The organism is Paenibacillus sp. LK1 (assembly GCF_002750415.1).
GTDB classification, from domain to species: Bacteria; Bacillota; Bacilli; order Paenibacillales; family Paenibacillaceae; genus Paenibacillus; species Paenibacillus taichungensis.
This window is the reverse complement of record NZ_PEII01000009.1, coordinates 19,358-42,097: the sequence shown is the minus strand read 5'-3', so window position 1 is coordinate 42,097 and position 22,740 is coordinate 19,358. Positions and strand designations below refer to the sequence as shown.

The following is a 22,740-nucleotide window of genomic DNA, read 5'->3' as shown; positions in this document are numbered from 1 at the left end:
GAGCTCCTCTTTATTATGTGAATAATTCATTTACTTTAAGTTACTTGCCTCGTCCTACTACAACGTACGTCTAGGAACAAACCCCATACGTTCTTTAACTGCATGAAGTGTCTGGGAAGCCACCGCTTCTGCGCGACGAGCTGAAGTTTCCAGGATGTCAGCTAATTCGCCAGACTCACGAATCTCACGATACCGTTCTTGTAAAGGTTCAATAACAGATACGACCACTTCAGCCAGTTCTTTTTTGAATGGACCATACATTTTGCCTTCATAGCGCTCCGCTACTTCTTTCAATGACAGACCTGCGCATTCAGCATAGATACTCATCAGGTTGCTGACTTCAGGTTTGTTTGCCGGATCATATACAACTTCACGACCGGAATCGGTTGTGGCACGGCTAATTTTTTTGCGAATCACATCTGGCGGATCAAGCAAGGCAATGTAGCTGCCTGCATTGGGATTACTTTTGCTCATTTTGGAAGAAGCATCATCCAGTGACATTACCCGAGCACCCACCTGTGGAATATACGGGTCTGGAATCGTGAAATACTCACCATAACGATGGTTAAAGCGTCCCGCCAGATCACGTGTCAATTCCAGATGCTGCTTTTGGTCTTCGCCAACTGGCACAAGATCAGCATTATACAGCAAAATATCAGCAGCCATTAATGAAGGATAGACAAACAGCCCAGCGCCAACGGAATCTTTACCAGATGATTTGTCCTTGAACTGAGTCATGCGTTCGAGCTCGCCCATCGATGTCAGTGTAGTCATCAACCAGCCCAATTCCGCGTGCTGCGGTACATGGGATTGCAGAAATACATTGGATTTCGTAGGATCGATTCCAGCTGCGATAAACAAGGCAGCTACCGCCTCAGATTGCTCACGCAGCGCTGCTGGCTCTTGAGCTACCGTTACAGCGTGGAGATCAACCACCATGAAGTGACATTGGTAGTCATGCTGCAATTTCACAAAGTTTTTAATTGCTCCGATGTAGTTACCCAATGTGAGCTTGCCACTCGGCTGAATTCCCGAAAGTACTGTTTTCATTTCACATAACGCCTCCCTATTTGTTTGTTCCTAATTCTCCGCGAACGCAAAAAGGCCCACATCCGCAAGGGACGTGAGACCGTGGTGCCACCCTTATTCGCATTTCTCCATTCCTCTAGACCTAATTAGATCATGTAGAAGAAATGCCTTCATTTCTCCGTAACGTGGAGTATACGTCCGATTCTACTAAGGGTAGTCCAAACTTCAGACATTGCCTGTTCAAGCCAGCACTCAAGGGTCCATTCGGTAAAGAGTTCACACCGGTTCACATCATCCACCGGCTTTCTGAAGAGAGTTCTCTTAGCTTACTTGTCCCTGTCATCGCTTTGATTATCATTCATTGGATAAAACGCATCGTTCAGAATACCATCTTAATCCGCGCGGACCAGAATGTCAAAATGGGAATAGCTTTTTTTACCCACTTCACTGAAATCTGTTATGATGGAATTGCTTATCCTAATCACCAGCATTCATTCGGTATGCTAATGGGATAAATGGCATGTACACAATGACACGCCTGCAACGGCATATAGGAATGGCCGTTTGCAGACAGATTTCAAGTGGGAAAAGGAGCATCGATATGAAACAAGTGACCAAAGGCCAATGGAATGGTTACGACACGTATATCCTACATAGCCGTGAATTGGAGATTACCCTGCTGCCGCGTCTTGGAAATAATATTATCTCGATTCGCGATCTGGTGCAGGGCCGCGATGTCGTTCGCAGTCCGGAAGAAGATGAACTTGCCTTTTATTTACAGAAGCCGTATCACTTCGGCGTTCCGCTTCTTGTTCCGCCAGGCCGCATTCATCGAGGACAATTCGAATATGAGGGAGTTCATTACCAATTCGATCAGAATACGGCCAATGACAACCATATTCACGGCCTCCACCGCAGCCAGTCCTGGTGTGTCAGCGACATCGAAGAAGATGAAGATGGCTGTGCAATTACAACGGAATTATTAACTGAAAATGAAGAGCATTGGATGGCTCAATTTCCAATTCCTTTGAAGCTTGAGATGACGTTCAGACTTCAAAACGCGGTGTTAAGCCAGCGTCTGCGTGTGACCAATCTGAGCTCTACTCCTGCTCCTTTTGGAATGGGATATCATACATGGTTTCTGCTTGACGGTAAACCTGCCGAATGGTCACTTCAACTTCCTGTGTCCGGAATTTACGCTCAGAATGAAGAACAACTGCCTACAGGTGAGATTGAATCTCTCGGAGAATGGTCTTCATTGAACGAAGGTATGAACATGCAAGGACGAAACTGGGATACCCTTTTGAAAGCTGCCGATGGGCAACCAGCAGTAGCTCACTTGCGCAGGCAGGATGGATACACGCTTAAATATTCAGCGGATGAAGCATATTTCAAACATTGGGTCCTCTTTACAAAGGGAGAATCTGATCAATTTCTATGCATTGAACCGTATACCTGGCTTCCTGATGCACCCAATTTAAATTTAACAGACGAGCAAACGGGACTGATTCGTCTGGAACCAGAACAGCCCGTTGAACTTTTCACACGTATTGAGATTGTTCCGCCAACCGAGTAGAATCTTGTACTCTCGGGCGACTTCTATGGGACATAGCTCCTACTTTTTCCTTTTATTCTATGTAGCCGATCCATACTGGGTCGGCTTTTTTCATGTTATATCTTATCTTTTATATCCAAATTTTCCCTTACGCCATATCATGCATATTTCCTCATTCTCTAACCATACTAACATCACCAAGCCATAAGGAGGTGACACACATGTACGGAGGTCAAAACCAAGGAAGCAGAAATTCTTCAAACAATCTGGTTGTTCCTCAAGCAACTGCAGCTTTGCAACAATTGAAAATTGAAGCTGCACAAGAGCTGGGTGTAACAATTCCCCAAGACGGTTACTATGGTAACTACACTTCCCGTGAGACAGGTTCTCTGGGTGGTTACATCACTAAACGTCTGGTCCAAATCGCTGAGCAGCAATTATCGGGTCGTTCGTAAGCTCGTAATTCGTGCTCGCATATGCAAGAACAAAAAGCGGCCTTCCTCGGAAGTGCCGCTTTCCTGTGTGCTCTTCACAATTATGAAGACGACTCCATGCCTGAATCCATGTATGTATTGGTTCTTGGATAACGAATCATCAGGTTCGCCATATTATAGTTGGACTCCATCGTGGCATCAACCAAAATCATGCCTTGTCTTACTGTAAAATCATATGCAATTTCTCCATGAGTCCAATTTCGCTTGAATTTCAAAGTTTCCAGTGCCATTGCGCGGAAAGAAGAGCGTTGGGTTTCATTTAGCCCACCGTCCTCCACTTCCATTTGACCGTCACGTCCGGTTATCGGATTATGTCGAATCCCAAACTTTCCAATTACATTATTTCGTATTTGCACAAAAACTACACCTGAATCTAACCCTGATAATTCATGATCAAGCTCTTTGAACACCAGATCCAACTGTCGTGCTAATGAAAGCTGGTCAATTTTTACCATAACGCTCCTCCTTTATGCACTTCATCCTACAAAACAAGGACTTACGACTCATTATATGACAACAAATGTGGTCATTCAACAAAGTCAAACAAACTTGGGTAATTATGACTATAATTTGCACAATTAATTGCCATTTTGCGTGCTTTTAGCGAGTTATTTCTCTCAATTGCGACAAAATATTTAGCGAGAGCTTAGCTTTAAAAAACACTAAAAAAGGCCGCAATCCCGTGTACATTTACACAGGATTGCAGCCTCATTACATATATAGGAATACTATTTTGCGGATTCTGTCATCTCAAGAAATTGATCAATATCGGCAATGACCAGGTTCGCTGCATTTTGCCAGAAATCAGGTTGTGTAAGATCTGTACCCAGATGTTTCTGAGCCAGTTCTTCTACCGTCATTCGGCCCGTATCTCGCAGCAAATCATCGTATTTATCGGCAAATGCCGTACCTTCCTCCTGCGCTCTGGCGTATATGCCTGCACTGAACATATACCCGAACGTATACGGGAAATTGTAGAATGGTACACCTGTCAGATAGAAATGCAGCTTGGATGCCCAGAAATGCGGATGATCGGATGAAAGTGCACCACAGAACGCTTCTTGCTGTGCTTCCACCATCAGTTTGGACAACTCATCTGCATTCACCAACCCTTGTTTGCGTTGCTCATAGAACCGATTTTCGAACAGGAAACGAGCGTGAATATTCATGAAGAACGCAACGCTTCGTTGAATCTTGTCTTCAAGCAGAGCTAGCTTCTCTTGCTCATCCGTTGCTGCTTGAACCAGAGCATCGGCTACAATCAGCTCAGCAAAGGTAGATGCCGTTTCCGCCACATTCATGGCGTAGCGTTGATTCAAGGCTGGCAGTTCTTCCATAATGTGCTGATGATATCCGTGACCAAGTTCATGAGCAAGTGTCGACACATTCGACGGCGTCCCAGAGAAGGTCATGAAAATACGTGTTGCTTTGCTGAGTGGCAAGGACGTACAGAATCCCCCTGGACGCTTACCAGCACGGTCCTCTGCTTCGATCCAACGTTTCTCAAACGCCATCTCTGCAAATTTGGAAAGTTTGGGACTGAACTTGGCGAATTGATCAACAATATTGATAGCTGCCTCGTCATATGTGACTTTTCCACCCGACTTGCCTACGGGTGCATCTACGTCACTCCAGCTGAGTTTCTCTACACCTAGCAGTTTCGCCTTGCGCTCCAAATATCGAACCAATGCAGGTTTGGCACCGTTAATTACGTCCCACATCGTATCAAGAGTCTGGCGCGACATCCGGTTGATCGCCAAAGGTTCCTTGAGAATGTCATCCCAGCCGCGCTTCTCATACAATTTGAGACGGAAACCGGCGAGATGGTTTAATGTATCTGCGCAGAAGTCTTCGACATCCGTCCAAGCCTGTTCCCAGTTAGCGAATACAGTCTCGCGCACATTTCGGTCACTGTCGCTCAGCTTATTGGCAGCCTGACCTGCGGATAACATCACCGTTTCACCATTTTGTTCAAATGGGATGTTCACCTTGCTTACAATAGTGTTATAGAATTTGCCCCACCCATGGTAACCATCTACGCCGAGATCGAGCGCAAGACCTTCAAGTTCAGGTGACAGTTTCTCACGAGCTAGCGTGCGGCTCTCGTTCAGTGCGAAGGCAAGCGGCTGAATATCTTCCCGAGCAATCCATGCTTCCCATACAGAGTCTGTCGTCTGGCTAAGTGTATTGTCGAAATGGGACTTGGTACTGTTCAACATCGCGGCAAGAGAACTAATGGTTCCCTGAAGCTGAACTGCTTTTTTATCCTTTTGGTTTTGTGAAGAAAGACAGGACACAAATGCCGACCCTTCCGAAATTCGGATATAACAGCTCTGCAGCAGATCTAGGATCGGATCAAACGCATTCGTTTCTTCCAGAGACTTGGGTGCAGGTGTATCTTTCAAAAGGGCTTGCAGCTTACGTACATCCTGCTCCAGCTCAATCAGATACGCAGCGAATGACTCAGAGGCAGAACCTCCACTAAAAATGGACTCCAGATCCCAGACGGGTTGTAATGGTGTTTTCATTTAAATAAGGCACCTCTCTCAGTAGAATGGATAATTAACCTTGAATTAGAACTGGTTTTATAAGCGCTATATCTCTATACTAGAGAAATAGTTTAAGCTATTTTCAGGAGGTAATCGTATGAAACCTTTACAAGTCTCGGCTGACACAGCCGTCAAATTAGCAGAATCTCTGGGTGTTCCCCTCGAACATCTGATGCATATGCCGCAGCATATCCTGATGCAGAAAATCGCCGAGTTGGCCAAAGAAGAAGCGGCTAAACCTGCCTCTACGGAAGGCGAGCAAGAATGATCCCTTTTGAAAACAGCTGGCCTTACGATATTGTAATGGGGGACATTTATGTACAGCAATGTCCGTACTGCCATGCAAACAATGTACTGCTGCCACTCAAACCAAAGGAGCTTATACGCATTCGCGAAGGCAAAAAGAAATTACTGGTCTTTCCTTGTTGTAATGCCAGCATGACTGTGATCGACAACGATAGTGATTACCTGCTGTCCAGTCGTCCTGTCCGCAACTAGAGAACAACTGTCACTTATCAAATGGGGCTGCGTTTCGCAGCCTCTTTGTCTGCTTCAATCATTTCATCTGGCAATTCCAGCTTGCTCGAAATCATCTGTTCCCGCAGTAATGCCCACTGCTCTCGCGAAGCACGAATCATGGCTGCATCGGTAATGCGCTTGTCATGAATAACCCTGCCGAACCATTTTACAGCCTCATGGAATCGACCTACTCTGCGGTTCAACTCTCCCAATAGATAAAGAAGCTTGGCTTCATTCCCGCCAGTACCTTCCCGTTCATAAACCTTTACATAAGCCTCAAGGCTAAATTCAAGAAAACGGTTTTCCTGGGTATGATCCTCCATGTACCGATACAACCAGGCAATATGATGCAGCAGGCCTGCAACGACACGATCTTTCTCCTGAATAACCTGCGCAACAAGCAGTCCAAGCTTGTACGAATCCATCGCCTGTTCCAGTGTCCGCGCTCCGCTATAGTCTCGTTTCACCCAACGATTGCCGATCTGCTCCTTAAAAGCCTTGCGCTGTTTATCGTTTAATTGTTCTGTCGAATTCTCTGTCGAAGCAAATCCACACTCAGGACAAATTCGAACAACATAGAAATCCGGATTTTCCCGCTTGTAATACGCGCAAAAATCGGAATCCGTCCGATATGGCCGTTTTAAGCTTGGTCTTACACGTGAGGTATCATACTCAGTCTCGCAATAATGACACTTCACCTTTACCTTATACAGAGGCTCTAATTCCACTCATTCCATCCCTCTCCCATAAGCTTGTAATCGGAACTAAGGTGTATTCACAAAATGATGTGCTGGCCCCGACAATCGCTGCAGGACGAAAGAATGCAACGGCTCTTCCACACCAACTTGTGTCAACGCCTGATCCATACATGCAAGCCAGGCTTCTGCCCGTTCAACCGTCACTTCAAAGTGCATATGACGTGCACGCATCATCGGATGACCAAAAGCCTCGGAAAACAATGCAGGACCACCGAAGAACTGAGACAAAAACATGTATTGCTTGTCGATTACCGGTTGAATATTCTCCGGAAAAAGAGGTGCCAACTTCTCATTCTGCTGAACAATCGGATAAAAAGCTTCGACCAGTGCGCGAACGCCTGTCTCTCCACCAAGATTGTCGTAGATGCTCAAACTAGGATTCATTCCGCTTCCCCCTCCTTTCAGGTGTCGAATTTTGACATATATTACACTCCCATGCTTAATTGTGAAAGGAGATTGAAGAACAAGGCCACGAACACCTTTATCTTCATTCTATCAAAAAAATCCCAAAAGTCCTATATAACATGAAAGGCTTATGGTTCCACATAGCCATAACTTATACAGGTCTATCTCGTACTGAAGGCACAAAAAAAGCGCCAAACATGAGGTTTGGCGCACCAAATATTTCATTAATAACTTCGCCAGTCCTCTTCTTCAGAGCGAACAAGCGAGGCACGTATAACATAAACAAAAGCACAAACCAGGATTCCGGTGACAAGACTCATAATCATCACTCCATCCGATTTAATTCCACCTTCTAGGTAAATAGTTGACGTCCAGGCGTTTTTATCATTTTAGCATACATCTCTTAAAAACACAGCCACTTTTGCAAGCGCTTTCTAAACATTAATTTGTACTGTTTGTCCGCTTTGTCTCATATATTGATGGCAAAAGCACCAGCGATCTGCTGCACACTGACCATTCCAAAAATAAAGGAGAAGAATTCATGGCCGCTTCACAACGAATCACCCATGTCCTGATCCCATTAGCTCTTCTGATCCTGTGTGTGTTGATGGTGCTGTTTCCTACGGAAACCTGGCATGCAGGTGTACGTGGACTATCCATTTGGTGGGACGTGCTGTTTCCCTCCCTTTTTCCCTTTCTGGTGCTTTCCGAACTGCTTCTCGGCTTCGGCATTGTTCATTTTTTGGGTACACTCTTAAATCCTTTGATGCGTCCGCTATTTCGCGTTCCCGGAAGCGGTGGCTTTGTGTTTGCCGTCAGTTGCGCTTCCGGTTATCCCACTGGAGCCAAATTGACTGCACAATTGTGGGAGCAAAAATTGGTTACTCGGGAAGAAGGTGAACGCCTCGTTGCTTTCACCACATCATCCGATCCCATCTTCATGATTGGAGCCGTATCGGTCGGTTTTTTTCATAATGTAGCTATCGCTCCCATACTTGTCACATCACATTATGGTGCTGCATTTCTTGTGGGCTTGCTCATGCGCTTCCATGGAAATGTCTCCGTAAAGGATAAACAGTCGATCAACGACTCTCCCTCCGCTTCTGCAAAGGTACACAGAAACAGACTGCTCCGAGCCATTTATGCAATGCACGAGGCAAGAAAGGCTGATGGACGGGCATTTGGTGAATTGCTGCGCCAGGCAGTCTCCTCATCCCTTCGCCTTATTATTATCGTAGGAGGGTTAGTTGTATTCTTCTCCGTTATGTTGGAATTACTCGTTCAAACTGGATGGCTAGGCGGGTTATACGCCATTACGGAACAACTGCTTTTATATACGGGATTTCCCCCTGCCTTATCTCACAGTCTCGTAGGTGGATTATTTGAAGTCACTTTGGGAACCAAGGAAGCAGGAGGAGCGGGCATTTCCATTCCGCTCGTGTACAAAGCTGCTGCTGCTGCATTTGTCCTCTCCTGGGGAGGATTATCCGTCCATGCCCAGATCATGAGTGTCCTGAGTAACACACCCATGAGATATGGCCCCTTTTTATTTGCGAGAGCAATTCACGCTCTCATTGCACCCATACTTGTACTTGTGCTATGGCTGCCGATGATGGGTGGTTCAGAATGGCCTGTTTTGTTCCAAAACGGTGCCAAGCCAGAATTATTTTCGTATACACCCGATTGGACACAGATCCTGTTTTCGGGAATTGGTGTACTTGGAGTCGTATTACTTTTACTACTGATACTTTCTCTGATGAGTCCCTTTTTCTTACCTCGACGCATGAAAAAATAAGCCATCCTGTGCGTTTATATTCAACTGAATATCAATCCAACGTTGTGTTCTTCCCTGGAATTGATTATCATCGGTAGTATAATGACCACAAAGGAGCTTTCATCTTGAGATACTATGTTCAAGACCGCGGAGACCAGTTATCGATTGATCTCAGTCAGCAGTTTCATGCGCTGGCAAAAGAGGAAGGGTTTAAGCTGGATGCAGAATCGCCGGAGATTGTCATCTCCATCGGAGGCGATGGTACGATGCTGCAAGCATTTCACAATTTCATCGACCGCATCCCGGACATTGCTTTTGTTGGGGTTCATACAGGCCATCTCGGCTTTTATGCCGATTGGAAGAAGGAAGAATTACGGGAACTGGTTCGATTAATGAGCGGCAAAGGCGACCCGGAACGACTCAAACCCCGGATTGTGGAGTACCCGCTATTGGAGCTTGAGATTCGTAAAAAATCGGGCAATACCTCTTATATTGCACTGAACGAATTTACGTTAAAAGGTGTAGACGGTACGGTGGTTGCCCAGGTCGACATTAATGATGTGACGTTTGAGATGTTCCGTGGTGACGGTATCTGTGTATCTACACCTTCAGGCAGTACGGCATACAACAAAGCGCTTGGCGGCGCCATGGTGCATCCCACGATCGAGGCCATTCAGATCGCCGAGATTGCATCGATTAATAACCGCGTCTATCGGACGCTGGGTTCACCAGTTATTTTGCCAAAGCACCATCACTGTGATATCTTCTCACGTAAGGATCAGCGGTTGCTACTTACCATTGACCACGTAAACGTTATGGTGGAAGATCTCATATCCGTACGCTGCCAAGTGGCTCGTCATAAGGTCAGCTTTGCTCGTTTCCGCCCGTATCCGTTTTGGAACAGGGTTCGCACAGCTTTTTTGGACTAAATGTATGCAACAAAAAAAGCGGTCCTTCTCAGGAACCGCTTTTTGCTTTGGCTTGAGGCTGATCTTTGCTCTTCTGAAGCACAAAATACGCACAGCCAAAATTGCAATATTCATTGATATAGTCCACCATGCTAGAGATTGTGGAATCCTTCGTTGCTTTGGGGTGGTTGTCCCGGTAAAAACCCTTCAACCGCAACTGGCTGTAACCCCAGTCCCCAATAATGTAATCGTACCGCTCCAGCACTTCGCTGTAACGGTCACGGAAGACTTCAGGATTCCAGCCTTCCTTGTGGTTCTGCACGATTTCATAATTCTTTCCGCCGATTTGAACAATAACCGGTTCTTTAGGTTTGTCCTGTACAGGCTCCTGAACCGATTCCTCAACCTGTTCTGAACTTTTTTCTTCTTCCAAACCTGTCTCCTCCATCATGCGTGAGATGCCGCCTTTTCACTATTTTTCGCAGCAGATTTCACTTGTTCATGGGCATGGTAGGAGCTGCGGACCATAGGTCCGGATTCCACGTGGCTGAATCCACGCTTCAGTCCTTCCTGCTTCAATGATGCGAACTCCTCTGGCGGATAATACTTCTCCACAAACAGATGTTTCTCAGATGGCTGCAAGTATTGACCAATCGTCATAATGTCACAATCCACAGCGCGCAGATCATCCATCGTTTGCAAAATTTCATGATATTCCTCACCTACACCAAGCATGATGCTCGATTTCGTCGGGATATTTGGCTGCATTTCCTTGGCACGAGCAAGCAGTTCGAGTGAACGCTTGTATTTTGCCTTGGCACGAACTTTGTCCGAAAGCCGCTCTACTGTCTCAATGTTATGATTCAAGATGTCCGGTTTGGCATCCATGACAATCTGCAAGGAATCCCGGTCACCCAAAAAGTCTGGAATCAGTACTTCTACGCTACATAAAGGCAAACGACGACGAACGGCTTTCACCGTCTCCGCAAAAATCGTCGCTCCTCCATCCTTCAGGTCGTCACGCGCCACGCTCGTAATTACGCAGTGCTGCAGATTCATCTGTTCTGCCGCCTCTGCCACGCGTTCTGGTTCCTGCAAATCAAGTTCCGTCGGCAAGCCAGTATTTACCGCGCAAAAACGGCATGCCCGTGTGCAAATGTCGCCCAAAATCATAAAAGTAGCCGTCCGATTGGCCCAACATTCGTAAATATTTGGGCACCGTGCTTCCTCACATACTGTATGCAGCGTTTTGGAACGCATCATCGTTTTCATTTCCTGATAGTTATCGCCGGTTGTCAATTTGATCCGAATCCAGTCCGGTTTCGGTTCTTTAACACGTTTAGCCAATGCATAAACCTTCTTTCTACTGAAGTTAGGCTGTTGCTCGGAACATATTATACCATGAAAGCGCTGGAAAAACCCCCATTTGTCACATCTTGTGCATTCATGTCTTACATCCGCATTTTGCATAATTCGATTCCTTCGCTCCCGAGTACGAGAGGTAGACGAATAAACCCATTTCGATCTACCTCTCGCTGATTGAAAGTCGCTTTTTGGATTTATGCAAAATGCTTACATGGATAAAATGAAGACTTTTGAAGAACGCTAGGTTATAGCTTGGTTCACCGGGCACCATGTGCATCATCTCATTGGAAAGGGGGCTGCTTCCCTGTGCAAGATCGCTTTACATCGCGGTTAACTTATTCCTTTTGGATCAAAACATTGCTTGCAGGCACACTGCTTCTCCCATTCTTGCCTGTTGATGTTTACGGTGAACCCACCGCCGTTGATTCCAAACCACAGGCTGTAAAGCAAAAACCAGCGGAAATTTTCGCTTCACGCCGACATCTATATGAAAGCATTGGTCAGATGACCCAAATTCCCTGGTACAGGCTCGCAGCAATTGATCAATACGAACGAACCATCTCGCGTGCACATCCGAAAGATCGTAAACATCCGGAACGGCTGACCGGCATATTCATGACCTCCCCAGCCTGGAGAGGCTGGCTCAATCCAGATGAGACGGATCAACATCCGGGCTCCATTGTCTTTTTCAATGGTTATGGTCGTGACGGTTCTGGTGATGGTGTAGCAGATGCCAATAATGACCTGGACGTACTCTACAGCATGGCTTCCATTATTAAGAATTATGGGAACAAGCCGGAGGACTTCAACATTGCTCTATGGGAATATTATCATAACTCCCGTGCGGTGCAGCGCATTCAGCAATTCGCGAAATTATATGAGCATTTTGACAACCTCGATCTCTTTGATCACGCCTTCCCCGTTCCTCTCGGAACCAACTATTCTTACCGCAGCACCTGGGGGACAAAACGCAGTTGGGGTGGGTACCGCATTCATGAAGGCACGGATATTTTTGCACCACATGGCCTGCCTGTGCGCAGTACCTGTTACGGTGTCGTGGAGATTAAAGGCTGGAATCCGTTTGGCGGCTGGCGTATCGGTATTCGTGATCTGAACAACCATTACCACTATTATGCTCATCTATCCGGCTTCGACAAAAACGCCCATATCGGCGAAGTGGTTACCCCTGGTCAGGTTTTGGGCTGGGTGGGTAGTTCAGGGTATGGAAAACCGGGTACACAAGGCAAGTTTCCTCCTCATCTGCACTATGGGATCTATCGTGATAGCGGGCTGAATGAATGGTCATTTGACCCTTACCCGAATCTAAAGCATTGGGAGCAGGAAGAACGCAAACAGAAAAAAGCCAAAAGCAAATGAAGCAAAATGAGGTTGGAACAAAAGATAAGAAGTATCTATTTAGTATTGAGATGATTTTTAATGCAAAGCGGGACCTCATATAGAGGCCCCGTTTTTTTTATTCGATATTTGCCTTTGACTCATCAGTGGTTTACATCTACGTCAAGCTGCAATCCCCCATTCGGATCAGACAAATCCGGCTCAACCTCCAGTCCATTTCCGTTCAGACCGTTTGCTGGAGCCTGCTGCTGGTTGGAAGAGTTTGAATTCGGTGCTCCTCCATGACCACTCGAAACACCAGTCTGACCGGATGGAAGTGCAATTGCGGGTGCGTTGCTACCGTTGCTGCCCACCGGCTTGCCCTGATTATCATAGTAATACATCGGCACATCCCCGACCACCAACAGGTAAGATATCGGAATTTCCGTATCAACGGTCTCGGGTTCCATGTCAAAGGGCACCACCACCGCGACTTCGGCAATGATGTGAATGTACACTTCAACCAGAATCATGTTTATACCGGCGTTCTGCTGACGGGTGTTCAGATCCACCTTGACGGCCCCCTGAGGCTCAATACGAACCGGTATACTTGGACCAAAGGATGCCAGTACCGGGCTGCCCAACGCCTGCCCCAGCGGAATTTTTTCTTTTAACATATGCACGTTCTGCAAAGTGGATTGCACGATGTTCATCGTACTCGCAGTGATCCGCATATGCTCATCGTAATTCAGCATGAATCCGGACACTTTCCCAGCCGTATCGGTTTTCCAGTCAATCAATCCTTCGGTGGATTTACCTTCGGAAACCTGCGCAGTAATTGCCTTATTGATCGCTTCCGTTGCAATTTGCTTCACTCTGATTTTGGCCAGATGCATGATGGGCGGTTTCATTTTCTTGTCTACATAGGCGAAACCCTGCATCAAACAAAACGCTGTTACCAATAAAATAATCAACCACATTTTGCGCCTGCCACTTGGCGGCTTGCGGCGTCTTCGGCTTCGCCATCGTCTTCTCATCATCGGGCGTCCCTCCCCTGCGGGATGAGCTATAGGCTATATACTATCCTTATGCACTGTTGTCCCGAAAAAGAAGGACAGCACCTGCTCGTACGGGGATCTCATCACTTACAACTAAAAAAGCCTTTCGCCAGCAGATTTTGTTTATCTGCAAGTCGAAAGGCTTTTTAATGAAATATGGCTCTGAGGAATCAGACCCTATCCACATTTTATTATTTCGGAACAGATTCCCAATCTTTCAGGAAACGCTCAATGCCACTGTCTGTCAGTGGGTGTTTCCACAATGTTGGCAGGAGCGAACCCGGAATGGTCGCGATATGCGCACCGGAAAGGGCTGCATCCTCCACATGTTTGATATTACGGATGCTTGCTGCAATAATTTCGGAAGGCAAATCGTACGTATCTAGAATGAGACGCAGATCGCGAATCAGCTTCATGCCATCCACCGCAATATCATCCAGACGACCAACAAATGGACTGATGTAAGTTGCGCCAGCTTTCGCTGCCATCAGGCCCTGTGCTGCAGAGAAGATCAGCGTTACATTGGTTTTAATTCCTTTTTGGGTCAGTTCATGACAAGCATAGAGTCCATCTTCGGTCATCGGTAGTTTAATCACTACATTCGGTGCCCACTCAGCAATTTCATAAGCTTCCTTCAACATATCCTCGGCTTTAAGTCCGATGACTTCAGCACTGACCGGGCCTTTAACAACCCCACAGATCTCCTGAATCACTTCTTTAAATACGCGACCTTCTTTGGCAATCAAAGACGGGTTGGTCGTGACTCCATCCACCAGACCAAGACGTTCGATCCGTTTGATTTCTTCAACATTACCTGTATCTAAGAAAAATTTCATGATATGTTCCCTCCACTTGATGAATTTTGTAAACAACTATACTCATCATTACCCGATTATCCGTATATGTTAACAGTTATATATAAATTAATTTTTTTCTACAGCGTGACCGCCAAATTCATTACGCAAAGCTGCGACAACTTTACCTGTGAACGTGTCTGTTTCCAGGGAGCGGTAACGCATCAACAGGGACAACGCGATAACTGGCGTAGCTGTTTGCAGGTCGAATGCTGTTTCAACTGTCCAACGTCCTTCACCGGAAGAATGCATAACCCCTTTGATTTCATCCAGGTTAGCATCTTTGGAGAATGCACGCTCTGTCAATTCCATCAACCAAGAACGGATAACGGAACCGTTGTTCCATACACGAGCAACTTGTTCGAAGTCGAAATCGAAGCCGCTTTTCTCCAATACGTCGAAGCCTTCACCGATGGAAGCCATCATACCGTACTCAATACCGTTGTGAACCATTTTCAGGAAGTGACCGCTACCCGCTTTACCTGCATACAGGTAACCATTTTCAACGGAAGTATCCTTGAATGCAGGCTCAACTACAGCCCAAGCTTCAGGATCGCCACCGATCATGTAACATGCGCCATTACGTGCGCCTTCCATACCGCCTGATGTACCAGCATCCATGTAGTGAATGCCTTTAGGTTTCATTTCTTCGTAACGACGGATGGACTCTTTATAGTGAGAGTTACCGGCTTCGATGATGATATCGCCTTTGGACAACAGTGGGCTTACTTCAGCCAATACAGCGTCAACCACATTGTGAGGAACCATGATCCACAATACACGTGGGGATTCAAGGGAAGCCACCATTTCTGCATAAGAAGATACGCCTGTTGCGCCGTATTCTTTCATTTCATTAACAGCTTCAGCGTTCAAGTCAAAAGCAACCACATCATGTTTGTGGTCAATCAAGTTTCTACCCAGGTTCAATCCCATTTTACCTAATCCAATAAGTCCAAGTTTCATTGCTAGTTCCTCCTGTTATGAACATTTCTAATTTTTATCTGGCCAATTCCAAAATAAGTGCTTAACCTTGGCGCAGTAGCCGTTCCGGTTACGAATCGTTCTTTCGATCGCTCTTACCCCCAGATTTCTTTTCATTACCCTCAAGGGGGAAATCCGGGGATAAAGGCGCAGTCTTCGCTTCTTCAGAATCGATTTCGTCCCCTACACTACTCGCGCGTAATTGTTACGAACTGATTTAGATTGAGCCAACTAATCTATATCAAAAATTTTCGCGGCCTTCCGAGTATTACCGGAAGGACTTATGCAAAATTGGAACGGTGTAATTCATAAAAATTTGTATATTATTGAGCAGAACAGACTGTAGTGTTTTCTTCTCTGATGCTGCTCTTACACTACTTTTACCACCAACGGTAGCCATTCTCTGCAATCAGACGATCTGCTGACTCAGGTCCTTGCGAACCAGCGCTGTACGTATCGAGTGGCACACTGCCCTCCTGGAATGCTTCCAAGATCGGCTGTACCCATTGCCAAGCCAGTTCAACTTCGTTCCAGTGAGCAAAGAATGTAGAATCTCCACGCATCGCGTCAAAGATCAAGTTTTCGTAAGCTTCCGGAATGTTGCGTTCACCTGAGTTGAAGTTCATATGCATCGGTTCCACTTCACCTTGGTTGAGTGGGTTTTTCGCATTCAATTGAAGCGAGATGCTTTCTTTCGGTCCAATTTCAATTGTCAGCAGGTTAGGCTCTGTTGTATTTTCGGATTCATGACCTGTTTTCAGTGGAGCCTTGAATTCAACAACAATTCTGGTTGATTTTTCAGCCATGCGTTTACCTGTACGAATGTAAAATGGAACTTCACTCCAGAATGGATCATCGATCCACAATCTCGCGGCAACATATGTCTCATTCTGAGAACCAGCTGGAATGTCAGGCTCGTCCAGGTATCCAACAACAGAAGTTCCTTGTAGTTCGCCTGCTGCATATTGGGCACGAACGACTTCGGCAGCAATATTCTCTTTCGTTAATGGACGAAGAGCTTCAGCGATCTTCTGCTTTTTGAATTGAATTTCTTCCGGTGTGCAGCGTTTTGGCAAGTGCAAACCAATCATCATCAGCAACTGAAGCATATGGTTTTGGAACATGTCACGAAGGGCACCGCTTTGGTCATAATACGCGGCACGTTCTTCAACACCAACCGTTTCACTTGCCGTAATCTGTACATTGGCAATGTATCGATTGGACCACAAAGCCTGAATGACTGGATTCGCGTAAGTGAGGGTTTCAATATTTTGAACCATCGGTTTACCAAGGAAATGGTCAATGCGGTAAATTTCTTCTTCTGCAAAGGTATTGCTGAGTTTCTCATTCAGTTCACGAGCAGATTGCAGATCGTGTCCGAATGGTTTTTCGATGATAAGTTTCTTCCAGCCTTTGGTGTTACCTAAGCCGCTTTCTTGAATGTTCAGTGCGATTGGCTCAAAGAATTCCGGTGCAACCGACATGTAGAACATGCGATTTTCAGGAATATTGAGCTCTTGTTCACGTTTCTGAACCAGTTCCAGCAATTTGGTGTAATCTTCAAGCTTCGTATTATTTAAAGAACAATAACGGAAAGCTCCAATGAAGTCGCGAACTTGAGCTTCTTCTTCCGGTGTTTGACGGGAGAAGGTATGCAGTGACTTTTCAACATTCGCCTGGAAGTCAGCATCCGACAATTCACGCCGTCCAAGACCGATAACGGAGAAGGATTTCGGCATTTTCGAATCAATGTACAAATTATATAATGCAGGGTAAATCTTACGTTTGGCTAAATCGCCTGTTGCCCCGAAGAGGACAAATGTCATTGCGTCCATTGGAGTGCCTCCTGTGATCTGTGCAGTATAGTATATGATGATGCAAAATGTTCAAATCCAAGCATGACAAAAGACGGAATTAGTGGGGGAGTTCCCCGCCTTACCTCCGCTTGTGTATCTGACCTGAATTAAACATGGAACATTCCTTCTCTCCACAACCTTAATCAAGGTTATAAATTGTAACCAATTGAATTGACGTTACCCATCTTACACCTGTCGTCACAATTCGTCAACAATCGTGTCCAACCTGTGAACACCAGTGTTCATAGGGTTTTTATTTAATGTTAACGCTTTATGTGGTAACATTAAGAACAATTGGTATGTGACATTTTACACATAGGGCTTGTGGACACTCAGGTTACAATAAGTATACTAATGCTATAATAAGCATAACTAAATCAAAGGAGTACTATTATGAGCGATGATGAGAATGCCAAGCAAATATGCGAAAAGGTGGAACAGTCTTATCAGATCATTGGCCGGAAATGGGTAGCCCTCATTATTCATACATTGATGGAAGAACCCAAACGATTCAGTGAAATTCACGCTTATATCCCGGACCTGAGCAAACGGGTACTTAATGAACGGATGAAGGAACTTGAGGAAGAGGGATTGGTCGTGCGTCATGTGGTTACGGAGCGCCCTGTTCGGACAGAATATATGTTGTCCCGCAAAGGCACAGAGTTGGGGCGCGCATTAAGCGCCGTAGAACGGTGGGCCGATAAGTGGCTGTAGGACGTACTTTTGAGGAAAGTATAGAAATTCATTCTATTTTAGAAGAGAAAACTTCTTTTTCGCTTTAACTTCCGAATACATTGCAATTTTAAAATAGCACTTTAAATTTCATTACGATAATGTTCTGACGCTACTTTTAATAACATCAGCAGTTACACTCATGTGATTTAATGTCTGCTGCTGCGTTCAAAATGCTGCCGATACTGAAGCGGAGTAGTTCCCGCCGACTTGCGAAATAATTGAATGAAATAAGAGCCATTGGGAAATCCCGCCCTTCTGCCAACCTCTTCAACGGAAATTGTTGTCGTTTCCAGCAGAAGATAAGCTTGCTTGAGTCTTCGGGCTGTGACGTAGTCCGTAATACTGCTTCCTGTTTCTTGCTGAAAGATACGGGAAGCATAAGACTTGGATAAATGGATATCGTTCGCCATATGATCCAATCTGATTTCATCTATATAGTGCTCTTCAATCCAATGCATCATCTTCTCCGCATGTCTTAATTGACGTGATTCGACCAAGTATGGTTGCCTCTCCTGTTCCACATCATTTTGTTGATCCAAAACATTCAGGAGTTGAAGCAAAAACAGCACTGATTCCTCCCACTCTCCCCCAATTCGACTGCGTGACTGGTGATAACTTTTGTATATCCAATCCACCTGATCCATAGATGAACTTAGATCAAAAACCTGCTGTTGATTTCTGCCTTTCCATAACCTTGAAAAAAAAGCACGGCGATACGGGAACGCTTCCAAATATCGATCCATTACAATGGGTTCTACATAGAAAATATTCCTTTCATACGGTGTATCTGAATGCACCTCGGCATAAACGTGATGCAGCTGATAGGGCTGAAAAAAGAAGAGCATGCCTTTACGAATGGGATAGGTATGATTATTCAAAACCACAATGCCTTGCCCTTCATGGACATAGAGGATTTCTCCGCATTGATGCCAATGATAATATCCTTTGAAGTCGTTCACAGACTTAATTTGATAATCCCACACCAAAGTATTTCCCTCAAAGTCCACACGTTCAAACATTCTCGTTCCTCCTTCTTCACAATGACAACAGAGCAACATTTCTTCATATCCTAACACAACTTTTAAGATTTTTAAAAAGATATAATCTCCTTATAGGAAAGCGTTATCTTAACTTTCCAATTAACCCTAAGGAGGTTATCTCATGGCCAAGGCAGAATCCGCTGTAACTACGACATATTGGCAGGAAGTCATGCAGAAGCTGGAAAACAAATTGCCAGAGATGAAAAAAAACATTGGGGATAAATGTCCTCATTTTGCCGGCGATGATGGGAAGTATGATAACATCAACACCGATTGGTGGGTTTCAGGTTTCTGGCCGGGTATGCTGTGGATTATGTACGATATGACAGGAGAGAAAAGCTACCGGGATGCGGCATGGTCGTGGGATGAAACTTTGGAGCAATGGTTTGTAAAACCAACAGGAGAGCTTCATCACGATGTTGGCTTTCAGTTTCTCTCTACTGCTGTAATCAAACATAAACTTACAGGTGATGATGATGCTCTCAGACGTGGTCTGGAGGCAGCCAATTTCCTTGCAGGACGCTATAATCCGGCAGGCAAATTCATTCGTGCGTGGAATGAAGACAAATATGGCTGGGCCATTATTGATTGCATGCTGAATATCTCTTTGTTGTTCTGGGCTTCAGAAGTGACGGGAGATCCCCGCTACAAACATATTGCCATTAGCCATGCCGAGACGACCATGCAGTATGGTGTTCGTGAAGACGGATCAACCAAACATATCCTTTCCTTTGACCCGGTGGATGGTCATTATATTGAATGTTTTGGCGGACAGGGATATGCTCCTGAGTCCTCATGGAGTCGTGGTACCTCATGGGGGTTATATGGATTCGCTAATACGTATCGTTATACCCAAGATGAGCGTTTCCTGAACACAGCGAAACGAATCGCCCATTACTTTATTGCTGCGCTTCCAGAGGATCATGTACCTTACTGGGATTTCAGACTTCCTACCCTGGATGATCAATCCCGGGACAGCTCTGCCGCAGCAATCGCTGCATCCGGTCTGCTGGAACTGGCCGCCGCCGTTCCTGAAGGTGAGAAACGACTCTATGCCGATGCAGCCGAACGAATTCTGCGTTCCTTAACAGAGAACTATGCGGTCTGGGATCAGCCAGAGCATGAATCAATTCTGCTGCACGCCACAGGCAGCGGCAATTCCTTCATCGATGTCTCCCTGATCTATGGAGATTATTATTATCTGGAAGCCATCGCAAAATTAAATGGATGGAAACATCGGGTGTATTGATTTTATTTTGTAAATAGGATTTCAATAAGATGAAGCCAGATCTCACAATATCTGTGGGACTGGCCTCTTTTTTTATTTAACTAAGACTCCAACTTTCTCCCTAACGTTATTTCCACATCCTCGAAGTTCTCTACGGCTGTCTTTTTTTCATAAAAGTGCACCGCATTTTTCATAATCCCTTCCCTTGTATAGAAAGCATCCTCTCCCTCTAGTGGAAAAGTAACCTTCTCTCCCGTACTTGCCGATTTATAGATACCAACAATGAGTTCCAGTGTATTCCGACCACTCTTCCCATCCACCAGAAGCGGTGATTCTGTCTCAATGGCGTTTAGCACATTCTCCACTTGTCCGGCATGCCCCACATGAATAACATCCGCTAAGTCGTCACTCAGTTTCTGAATCTTCTGTACCAAATCTGGATTGGGTTCTGGGAATCCATTCGTTCGTGCCGTAGAAGCAACGACCTTCCAGGGTGCAGATACCCTGGCCTCTTTACCCTGAAAAATCAACTGCTGCTCCTCTCCGTGGTGTACCACGGAACTGGTGATCATACCAAGTGCTCCTTCTTGGAATCGAAGCATCGCCATGGAAATATCCTCTACTTCGGCATTATCATGCGTCGTATTCGCCATCATCGCCTGCAATTCCACCGGAGGACCCATCATCCAAAGCATCGCATCAATATGATGGACCGCATGATTAAGTGTACAGCCACCGCCTTCTTTTTCCCATGTACCACGCCACCACAGATCATAATAATTATGGCCCCGCCACCAGAACGAATCGACCTGTACGTGGACAATGGGACCCATAAGTTTGCTATCCAGCACATCTTTCAGTTTCATCATCGGTGTTGTAAAGCGATTCTGCGCCACCACCGAAAGCAGCTTACCACTCGTTTGCGCCGCTTCCAGCATCATATCCGCCTCTTGTAAAGAAGAGGCCATCGGTTTTTCGACAAGCACATGTGTACCTGCATGCAGAAAATCACATGTGATCGGTGCGTGGGTATATGGAGGGGTACAGATGGAAACCAAATCAATGTTTTGATCCAGCAATTCATGGTAATCGGTAACAGCTTGCGCTCCTTTCAATCCGTATTCGTTAATTCGTTTCTGTGCTTTTTCCGTGTACATATCCACCACAGCTACGATCTGGCATCGTTCAGGAAATGCCAAATACGCTGTAATATGCGCTGTGCTGATGGCGCCTGCTCCAATAATGGCTACTTTTAACATGAATGTATACCTCCCTTATTCCCTTCACAATACACAATAATAAAGCGCTTTTATGCGTTCATCTTGTGATAAAATAAAACTATATTGCGCTCTTGAAGGGGAGGCATTCCTAATGCCCATCATCACTGAGGATCAATTTAATCTGGCATGCCGTCGAACCTCCACCACTGCGTTCCGAGAAGTTTTTCACGCTCATTCACAGATGGAAATCACGTATATCCATGATGGATATGGACAGCTTATAACCGAGGGTCAGGCATTCCCCCTAGAACCGGGTACACTGATGATATTCCGCCCTTTTCAGCTGCATCAGATCCAGATTCAAGTCACGAAAGAACATCCCTTTATTCGCAGCGTCCTGATGTATGAGCAGCATCTGCTGAACTCGCACTCTCGGCAATTTGCCGTATCCAATCGTTTTACATTGGACCTTCTTGGACATACGTCTCCACTTCAACCTATCCGTCTTTCCGCCTCATCCCCACTGGTCCAGATGATTGAGCAATTTGCCGATATTCTGCCTACGTTGCTTCCACATGAAGCGGAAGAGGATACACGACTTTTTTTACTTGGACTTCTCGCACAGCTTCGCTACCTTTGGAAAGACAGGCGGTTTCCCAACTCTACTGCGCTCCCAGCGGGTTCTTCAGCTCTGCATCCTCATGCTGAGGCTGTCATGCATTGGATTGAAGAGCACTACACTGAAGCTTTTCATCTGGAGGATATCGCAGATACACTGCATCTCTCGCCTTATCATCTGTCCCATATATTTAAAAAAACTACCGGAACTACCATCGTTGCTTACGCCCAGGCTACCCGTATTCGTCATGCTTGTGTGTTACTCACGAGTACTACACACGCTGTTCCGGAAATAGGCCACCGTGTAGGCATGTCCAGCCCATCTTATTTTTGCAAAGTCTTCCGCAATGCAACAGGCACTACGCCGCATCAGTATCGGCTGAATATGCAACGCAGATAAGAAGAATATCTACAAAATCATCTCTACAAAATAAAAAGGAGCAAAAGGAATGAAATCCT

Annotated in this window: 23 protein-coding genes and 1 other annotated feature; of the genes, 10 read left to right on the top strand and 13 right to left on the bottom strand. The window is 45.6% G+C overall.

All coding sequences use genetic code 11. The features are described from left to right. Positions 1–57 precede the first annotated feature (57 nt). Positions 58–1,050, bottom strand: a complete 993-nt coding sequence (trpS, locus tag CS562_RS19955) for a tryptophan--tRNA ligase (RefSeq protein ID WP_099858023.1) — start codon at positions 1,048–1,050, stop codon at positions 58–60. A gap of 64 nt (positions 1,051–1,114) precedes the next feature. Then, positions 1,115–1,381 (bottom strand) — a binding site (T-box leader). A gap of 249 nt (positions 1,382–1,630) precedes the next feature. Between trpS and CS562_RS19945 the strand changes: the two genes are divergently transcribed. Continuing rightward, positions 1,631–2,605, top strand: coding sequence for an aldose 1-epimerase (locus tag CS562_RS19945; RefSeq protein ID WP_076290932.1), 975 nt, complete (start codon positions 1,631–1,633; stop codon positions 2,603–2,605). A 200-nt stretch (positions 2,606–2,805) separates the two neighbouring features. After that, positions 2,806–3,039: an alpha/beta-type small acid-soluble spore protein gene (locus CS562_RS19940; protein ID WP_076290933.1), complete on the top strand. Its 234-nt coding sequence runs from the start codon at positions 2,806–2,808 to the stop codon at positions 3,037–3,039. Positions 3,040–3,119: 80 nt separating this feature from the next. Here the strand turns inward: CS562_RS19940 and CS562_RS19935 are convergent, their stop codons facing one another. Together CS562_RS19935 and CS562_RS19930 are read right to left on the bottom strand one after the other, a co-directional pair. Next, entirely contained in the window at positions 3,120–3,533 is a 414-nt protein-coding gene (locus CS562_RS19935) for a hypothetical protein (RefSeq protein ID WP_063566141.1), read from the bottom strand. A 273-nt stretch (positions 3,534–3,806) separates the two neighbouring features. Next, on the bottom strand, positions 3,807–5,606 hold the full coding sequence (locus CS562_RS19930; protein ID WP_099858022.1) for a M3 family oligoendopeptidase: 1,800 nt from the start codon (positions 5,604–5,606) through the stop codon (positions 3,807–3,809). 118 nt (positions 5,607–5,724) lie between these two features. Here CS562_RS19930 and CS562_RS19925 point away from each other — a divergent pair, with 118 nt between their 5' ends. Beyond that, positions 5,725–5,895, top strand: a complete 171-nt coding sequence (locus CS562_RS19925) for a YycC family protein (protein ID WP_064506463.1) — start codon at positions 5,725–5,727, stop codon at positions 5,893–5,895. Further along, positions 5,892–6,125: a hypothetical protein gene (locus CS562_RS19920; protein WP_099858021.1), complete on the top strand. Its 234-nt coding sequence runs from the start codon at positions 5,892–5,894 to the stop codon at positions 6,123–6,125. Before CS562_RS19925 ends, CS562_RS19920 begins: the two co-directional genes overlap by 4 nt. Before the next feature lie 17 nt (positions 6,126–6,142). On the opposite strand, the gene CS562_RS19915 is transcribed toward CS562_RS19920, so the two are convergent. Together CS562_RS19915 and CS562_RS19910 are read right to left on the bottom strand one after the other, a co-directional pair. Next, positions 6,143–6,874: a DUF2225 domain-containing protein gene (locus CS562_RS19915; RefSeq protein WP_063566144.1), complete on the bottom strand. Its 732-nt coding sequence runs from the start codon at positions 6,872–6,874 to the stop codon at positions 6,143–6,145. A gap of 36 nt (positions 6,875–6,910) precedes the next feature. Beyond that, a complete protein-coding gene (locus tag CS562_RS19910; RefSeq protein ID WP_099858020.1) occupies positions 6,911–7,288 on the bottom strand; it encodes a globin domain-containing protein in 378 nt (125 codons plus the stop codon). Positions 7,289–7,850: 562 nt separating this feature from the next. Here CS562_RS19910 and ylbJ point away from each other — a divergent pair. Continuing rightward, positions 7,851–9,104 (top strand): sporulation integral membrane protein YlbJ, encoded by a 1,254-nt coding sequence (ylbJ, locus tag CS562_RS19905; RefSeq protein WP_099858019.1) that lies wholly within the window; start codon positions 7,851–7,853, stop codon positions 9,102–9,104. 104 nt (positions 9,105–9,208) lie between these two features. Beyond that, the gene (locus CS562_RS19900) at positions 9,209–10,012 is read left to right on the top strand and encodes an NAD kinase (protein WP_024634403.1); all 804 of its coding nucleotides are present in this window, start codon (positions 9,209–9,211) and stop codon (positions 10,010–10,012) included. A gap of 28 nt (positions 10,013–10,040) precedes the next feature. Here CS562_RS19900 and CS562_RS19895 read toward each other — a convergent pair whose 3' ends face one another. Together CS562_RS19895 and lipA are read right to left on the bottom strand one after the other, a co-directional pair. Next, a complete protein-coding gene (locus CS562_RS19895) occupies positions 10,041–10,424 on the bottom strand; it encodes a YutD family protein (RefSeq protein ID WP_257219555.1) in 384 nt (127 codons plus the stop codon). Between the two features lie 14 nt (positions 10,425–10,438). Next, the gene (gene lipA / locus CS562_RS19890) at positions 10,439–11,338 is read right to left on the bottom strand and encodes a lipoyl synthase (RefSeq protein WP_076290937.1); all 900 of its coding nucleotides are present in this window, start codon (positions 11,336–11,338) and stop codon (positions 10,439–10,441) included. A 324-nt stretch (positions 11,339–11,662) separates the two neighbouring features. Here lipA and CS562_RS19885 point away from each other — a divergent pair, with 324 nt between their 5' ends. After that, positions 11,663–12,733, top strand: a complete 1,071-nt coding sequence (locus CS562_RS19885) for a M23 family metallopeptidase (protein ID WP_076290938.1) — start codon at positions 11,663–11,665, stop codon at positions 12,731–12,733. 122 nt (positions 12,734–12,855) lie between these two features. On the opposite strand, the gene yunB is transcribed toward CS562_RS19885, so the two are convergent. From yunB to zwf, 4 genes are all read right to left on the bottom strand, one after another. Further along, positions 12,856–13,731 carry a sporulation protein YunB gene (yunB, locus tag CS562_RS19880; RefSeq protein ID WP_076290939.1) on the bottom strand — a complete coding sequence of 292 codons (876 nt, stop codon included), beginning with the start codon at positions 13,729–13,731 and terminating at the stop codon, positions 12,856–12,858. Between the two features lie 209 nt (positions 13,732–13,940). Next, positions 13,941–14,585 carry a fructose-6-phosphate aldolase gene (fsa, locus tag CS562_RS19875; RefSeq protein ID WP_024632668.1) on the bottom strand — a complete coding sequence of 215 codons (645 nt, stop codon included), beginning with the start codon at positions 14,583–14,585 and terminating at the stop codon, positions 13,941–13,943. 87 nt (positions 14,586–14,672) lie between these two features. Further along, the gene (gene gnd / locus CS562_RS19870; protein ID WP_076290940.1) at positions 14,673–15,566 is read right to left on the bottom strand and encodes a phosphogluconate dehydrogenase (NAD(+)-dependent, decarboxylating); all 894 of its coding nucleotides are present in this window, start codon (positions 15,564–15,566) and stop codon (positions 14,673–14,675) included. A gap of 398 nt (positions 15,567–15,964) precedes the next feature. Further along, complete coding sequence (gene zwf, locus CS562_RS19865; RefSeq protein ID WP_099858018.1) at positions 15,965–17,419, bottom strand: glucose-6-phosphate dehydrogenase; 1,455 nt, start codon at positions 17,417–17,419, stop codon at positions 15,965–15,967. Between the two features lie 414 nt (positions 17,420–17,833). Between zwf and CS562_RS19860 the strand changes: the two genes are divergently transcribed. Then, a complete protein-coding gene (locus CS562_RS19860; RefSeq protein ID WP_024632671.1) occupies positions 17,834–18,154 on the top strand; it encodes a winged helix-turn-helix transcriptional regulator in 321 nt (106 codons plus the stop codon). A 167-nt stretch (positions 18,155–18,321) separates the two neighbouring features. Here CS562_RS19860 and CS562_RS19855 read toward each other — a convergent pair whose 3' ends face one another. Continuing rightward, positions 18,322–19,194 (bottom strand): AraC family transcriptional regulator, encoded by an 873-nt coding sequence (locus CS562_RS19855; RefSeq protein ID WP_175381114.1) that lies wholly within the window; start codon positions 19,192–19,194, stop codon positions 18,322–18,324. A gap of 142 nt (positions 19,195–19,336) precedes the next feature. On the opposite strand from CS562_RS19855, the gene CS562_RS19850 reads away from it, so the two are divergent. Next, positions 19,337–20,464: a glycoside hydrolase family 88 protein gene (locus CS562_RS19850; RefSeq protein WP_175381113.1), complete on the top strand. Its 1,128-nt coding sequence runs from the start codon at positions 19,337–19,339 to the stop codon at positions 20,462–20,464. A gap of 80 nt (positions 20,465–20,544) precedes the next feature. Here the strand turns inward: CS562_RS19850 and CS562_RS19845 are convergent, their stop codons facing one another. Beyond that, positions 20,545–21,702: a Gfo/Idh/MocA family protein gene (locus CS562_RS19845; RefSeq protein ID WP_099858016.1), complete on the bottom strand. Its 1,158-nt coding sequence runs from the start codon at positions 21,700–21,702 to the stop codon at positions 20,545–20,547. Positions 21,703–21,814: 112 nt separating this feature from the next. On the opposite strand from CS562_RS19845, the gene CS562_RS19840 reads away from it, so the two are divergent. Beyond that, positions 21,815–22,681 (top strand): AraC family transcriptional regulator, encoded by an 867-nt coding sequence (locus CS562_RS19840; RefSeq protein ID WP_099858015.1) that lies wholly within the window; start codon positions 21,815–21,817, stop codon positions 22,679–22,681. Positions 22,682–22,740 lie beyond the last annotated feature (59 nt).

What these genes read in the sequence shown, in the direction of transcription:
- trpS (WP_099858023.1), bottom strand. Translation starts at nt 1,050, where the DNA reads ATGAAAACAGTACTTTCGGGAATTCAGCCGAGTGGCAAGCTCACATTG.
- CS562_RS19945 (WP_076290932.1), top strand. Translation starts at nt 1,631, where the DNA reads ATGAAACAAGTGACCAAAGGCCAATGGAATGGTTACGACACGTATATC.
- CS562_RS19940 (WP_076290933.1), top strand. Translation starts at nt 2,806, where the DNA reads ATGTACGGAGGTCAAAACCAAGGAAGCAGAAATTCTTCAAACAATCTG.
- CS562_RS19935 (WP_063566141.1), bottom strand. Translation starts at nt 3,533, where the DNA reads ATGGTAAAAATTGACCAGCTTTCATTAGCACGACAGTTGGATCTGGTG.
- CS562_RS19930 (WP_099858022.1), bottom strand. Translation starts at nt 5,606, where the DNA reads ATGAAAACACCATTACAACCCGTCTGGGATCTGGAGTCCATTTTTAGT.
- CS562_RS19925 (WP_064506463.1), top strand. Translation starts at nt 5,725, where the DNA reads ATGAAACCTTTACAAGTCTCGGCTGACACAGCCGTCAAATTAGCAGAA.
- CS562_RS19920 (WP_099858021.1), top strand. Translation starts at nt 5,892, where the DNA reads ATGATCCCTTTTGAAAACAGCTGGCCTTACGATATTGTAATGGGGGAC.
- CS562_RS19910 (WP_099858020.1), bottom strand. Translation starts at nt 7,288, where the DNA reads ATGAATCCTAGTTTGAGCATCTACGACAATCTTGGTGGAGAGACAGGC.
- ylbJ (WP_099858019.1), top strand. Translation starts at nt 7,851, where the DNA reads ATGGCCGCTTCACAACGAATCACCCATGTCCTGATCCCATTAGCTCTT.
- yunB (WP_076290939.1), bottom strand. Translation starts at nt 13,731, where the DNA reads ATGATGAGAAGACGATGGCGAAGCCGAAGACGCCGCAAGCCGCCAAGT.
- fsa (WP_024632668.1), bottom strand. Translation starts at nt 14,585, where the DNA reads ATGAAATTTTTCTTAGATACAGGTAATGTTGAAGAAATCAAACGGATC.
- gnd (WP_076290940.1), bottom strand. Translation starts at nt 15,566, where the DNA reads ATGAAACTTGGACTTATTGGATTAGGTAAAATGGGATTGAACCTGGGT.
- zwf (WP_099858018.1), bottom strand. Translation starts at nt 17,419, where the DNA reads ATGGACGCAATGACATTTGTCCTCTTCGGGGCAACAGGCGATTTAGCC.
- CS562_RS19860 (WP_024632671.1), top strand. Translation starts at nt 17,834, where the DNA reads ATGAGCGATGATGAGAATGCCAAGCAAATATGCGAAAAGGTGGAACAG.
- CS562_RS19855 (WP_175381114.1), bottom strand. Translation starts at nt 19,194, where the DNA reads ATGTTTGAACGTGTGGACTTTGAGGGAAATACTTTGGTGTGGGATTAT.
- CS562_RS19850 (WP_175381113.1), top strand. Translation starts at nt 19,337, where the DNA reads ATGGCCAAGGCAGAATCCGCTGTAACTACGACATATTGGCAGGAAGTC.
- CS562_RS19845 (WP_099858016.1), bottom strand. Translation starts at nt 21,702, where the DNA reads ATGTTAAAAGTAGCCATTATTGGAGCAGGCGCCATCAGCACAGCGCAT.
- CS562_RS19840 (WP_099858015.1), top strand. Translation starts at nt 21,815, where the DNA reads ATGCCCATCATCACTGAGGATCAATTTAATCTGGCATGCCGTCGAACC.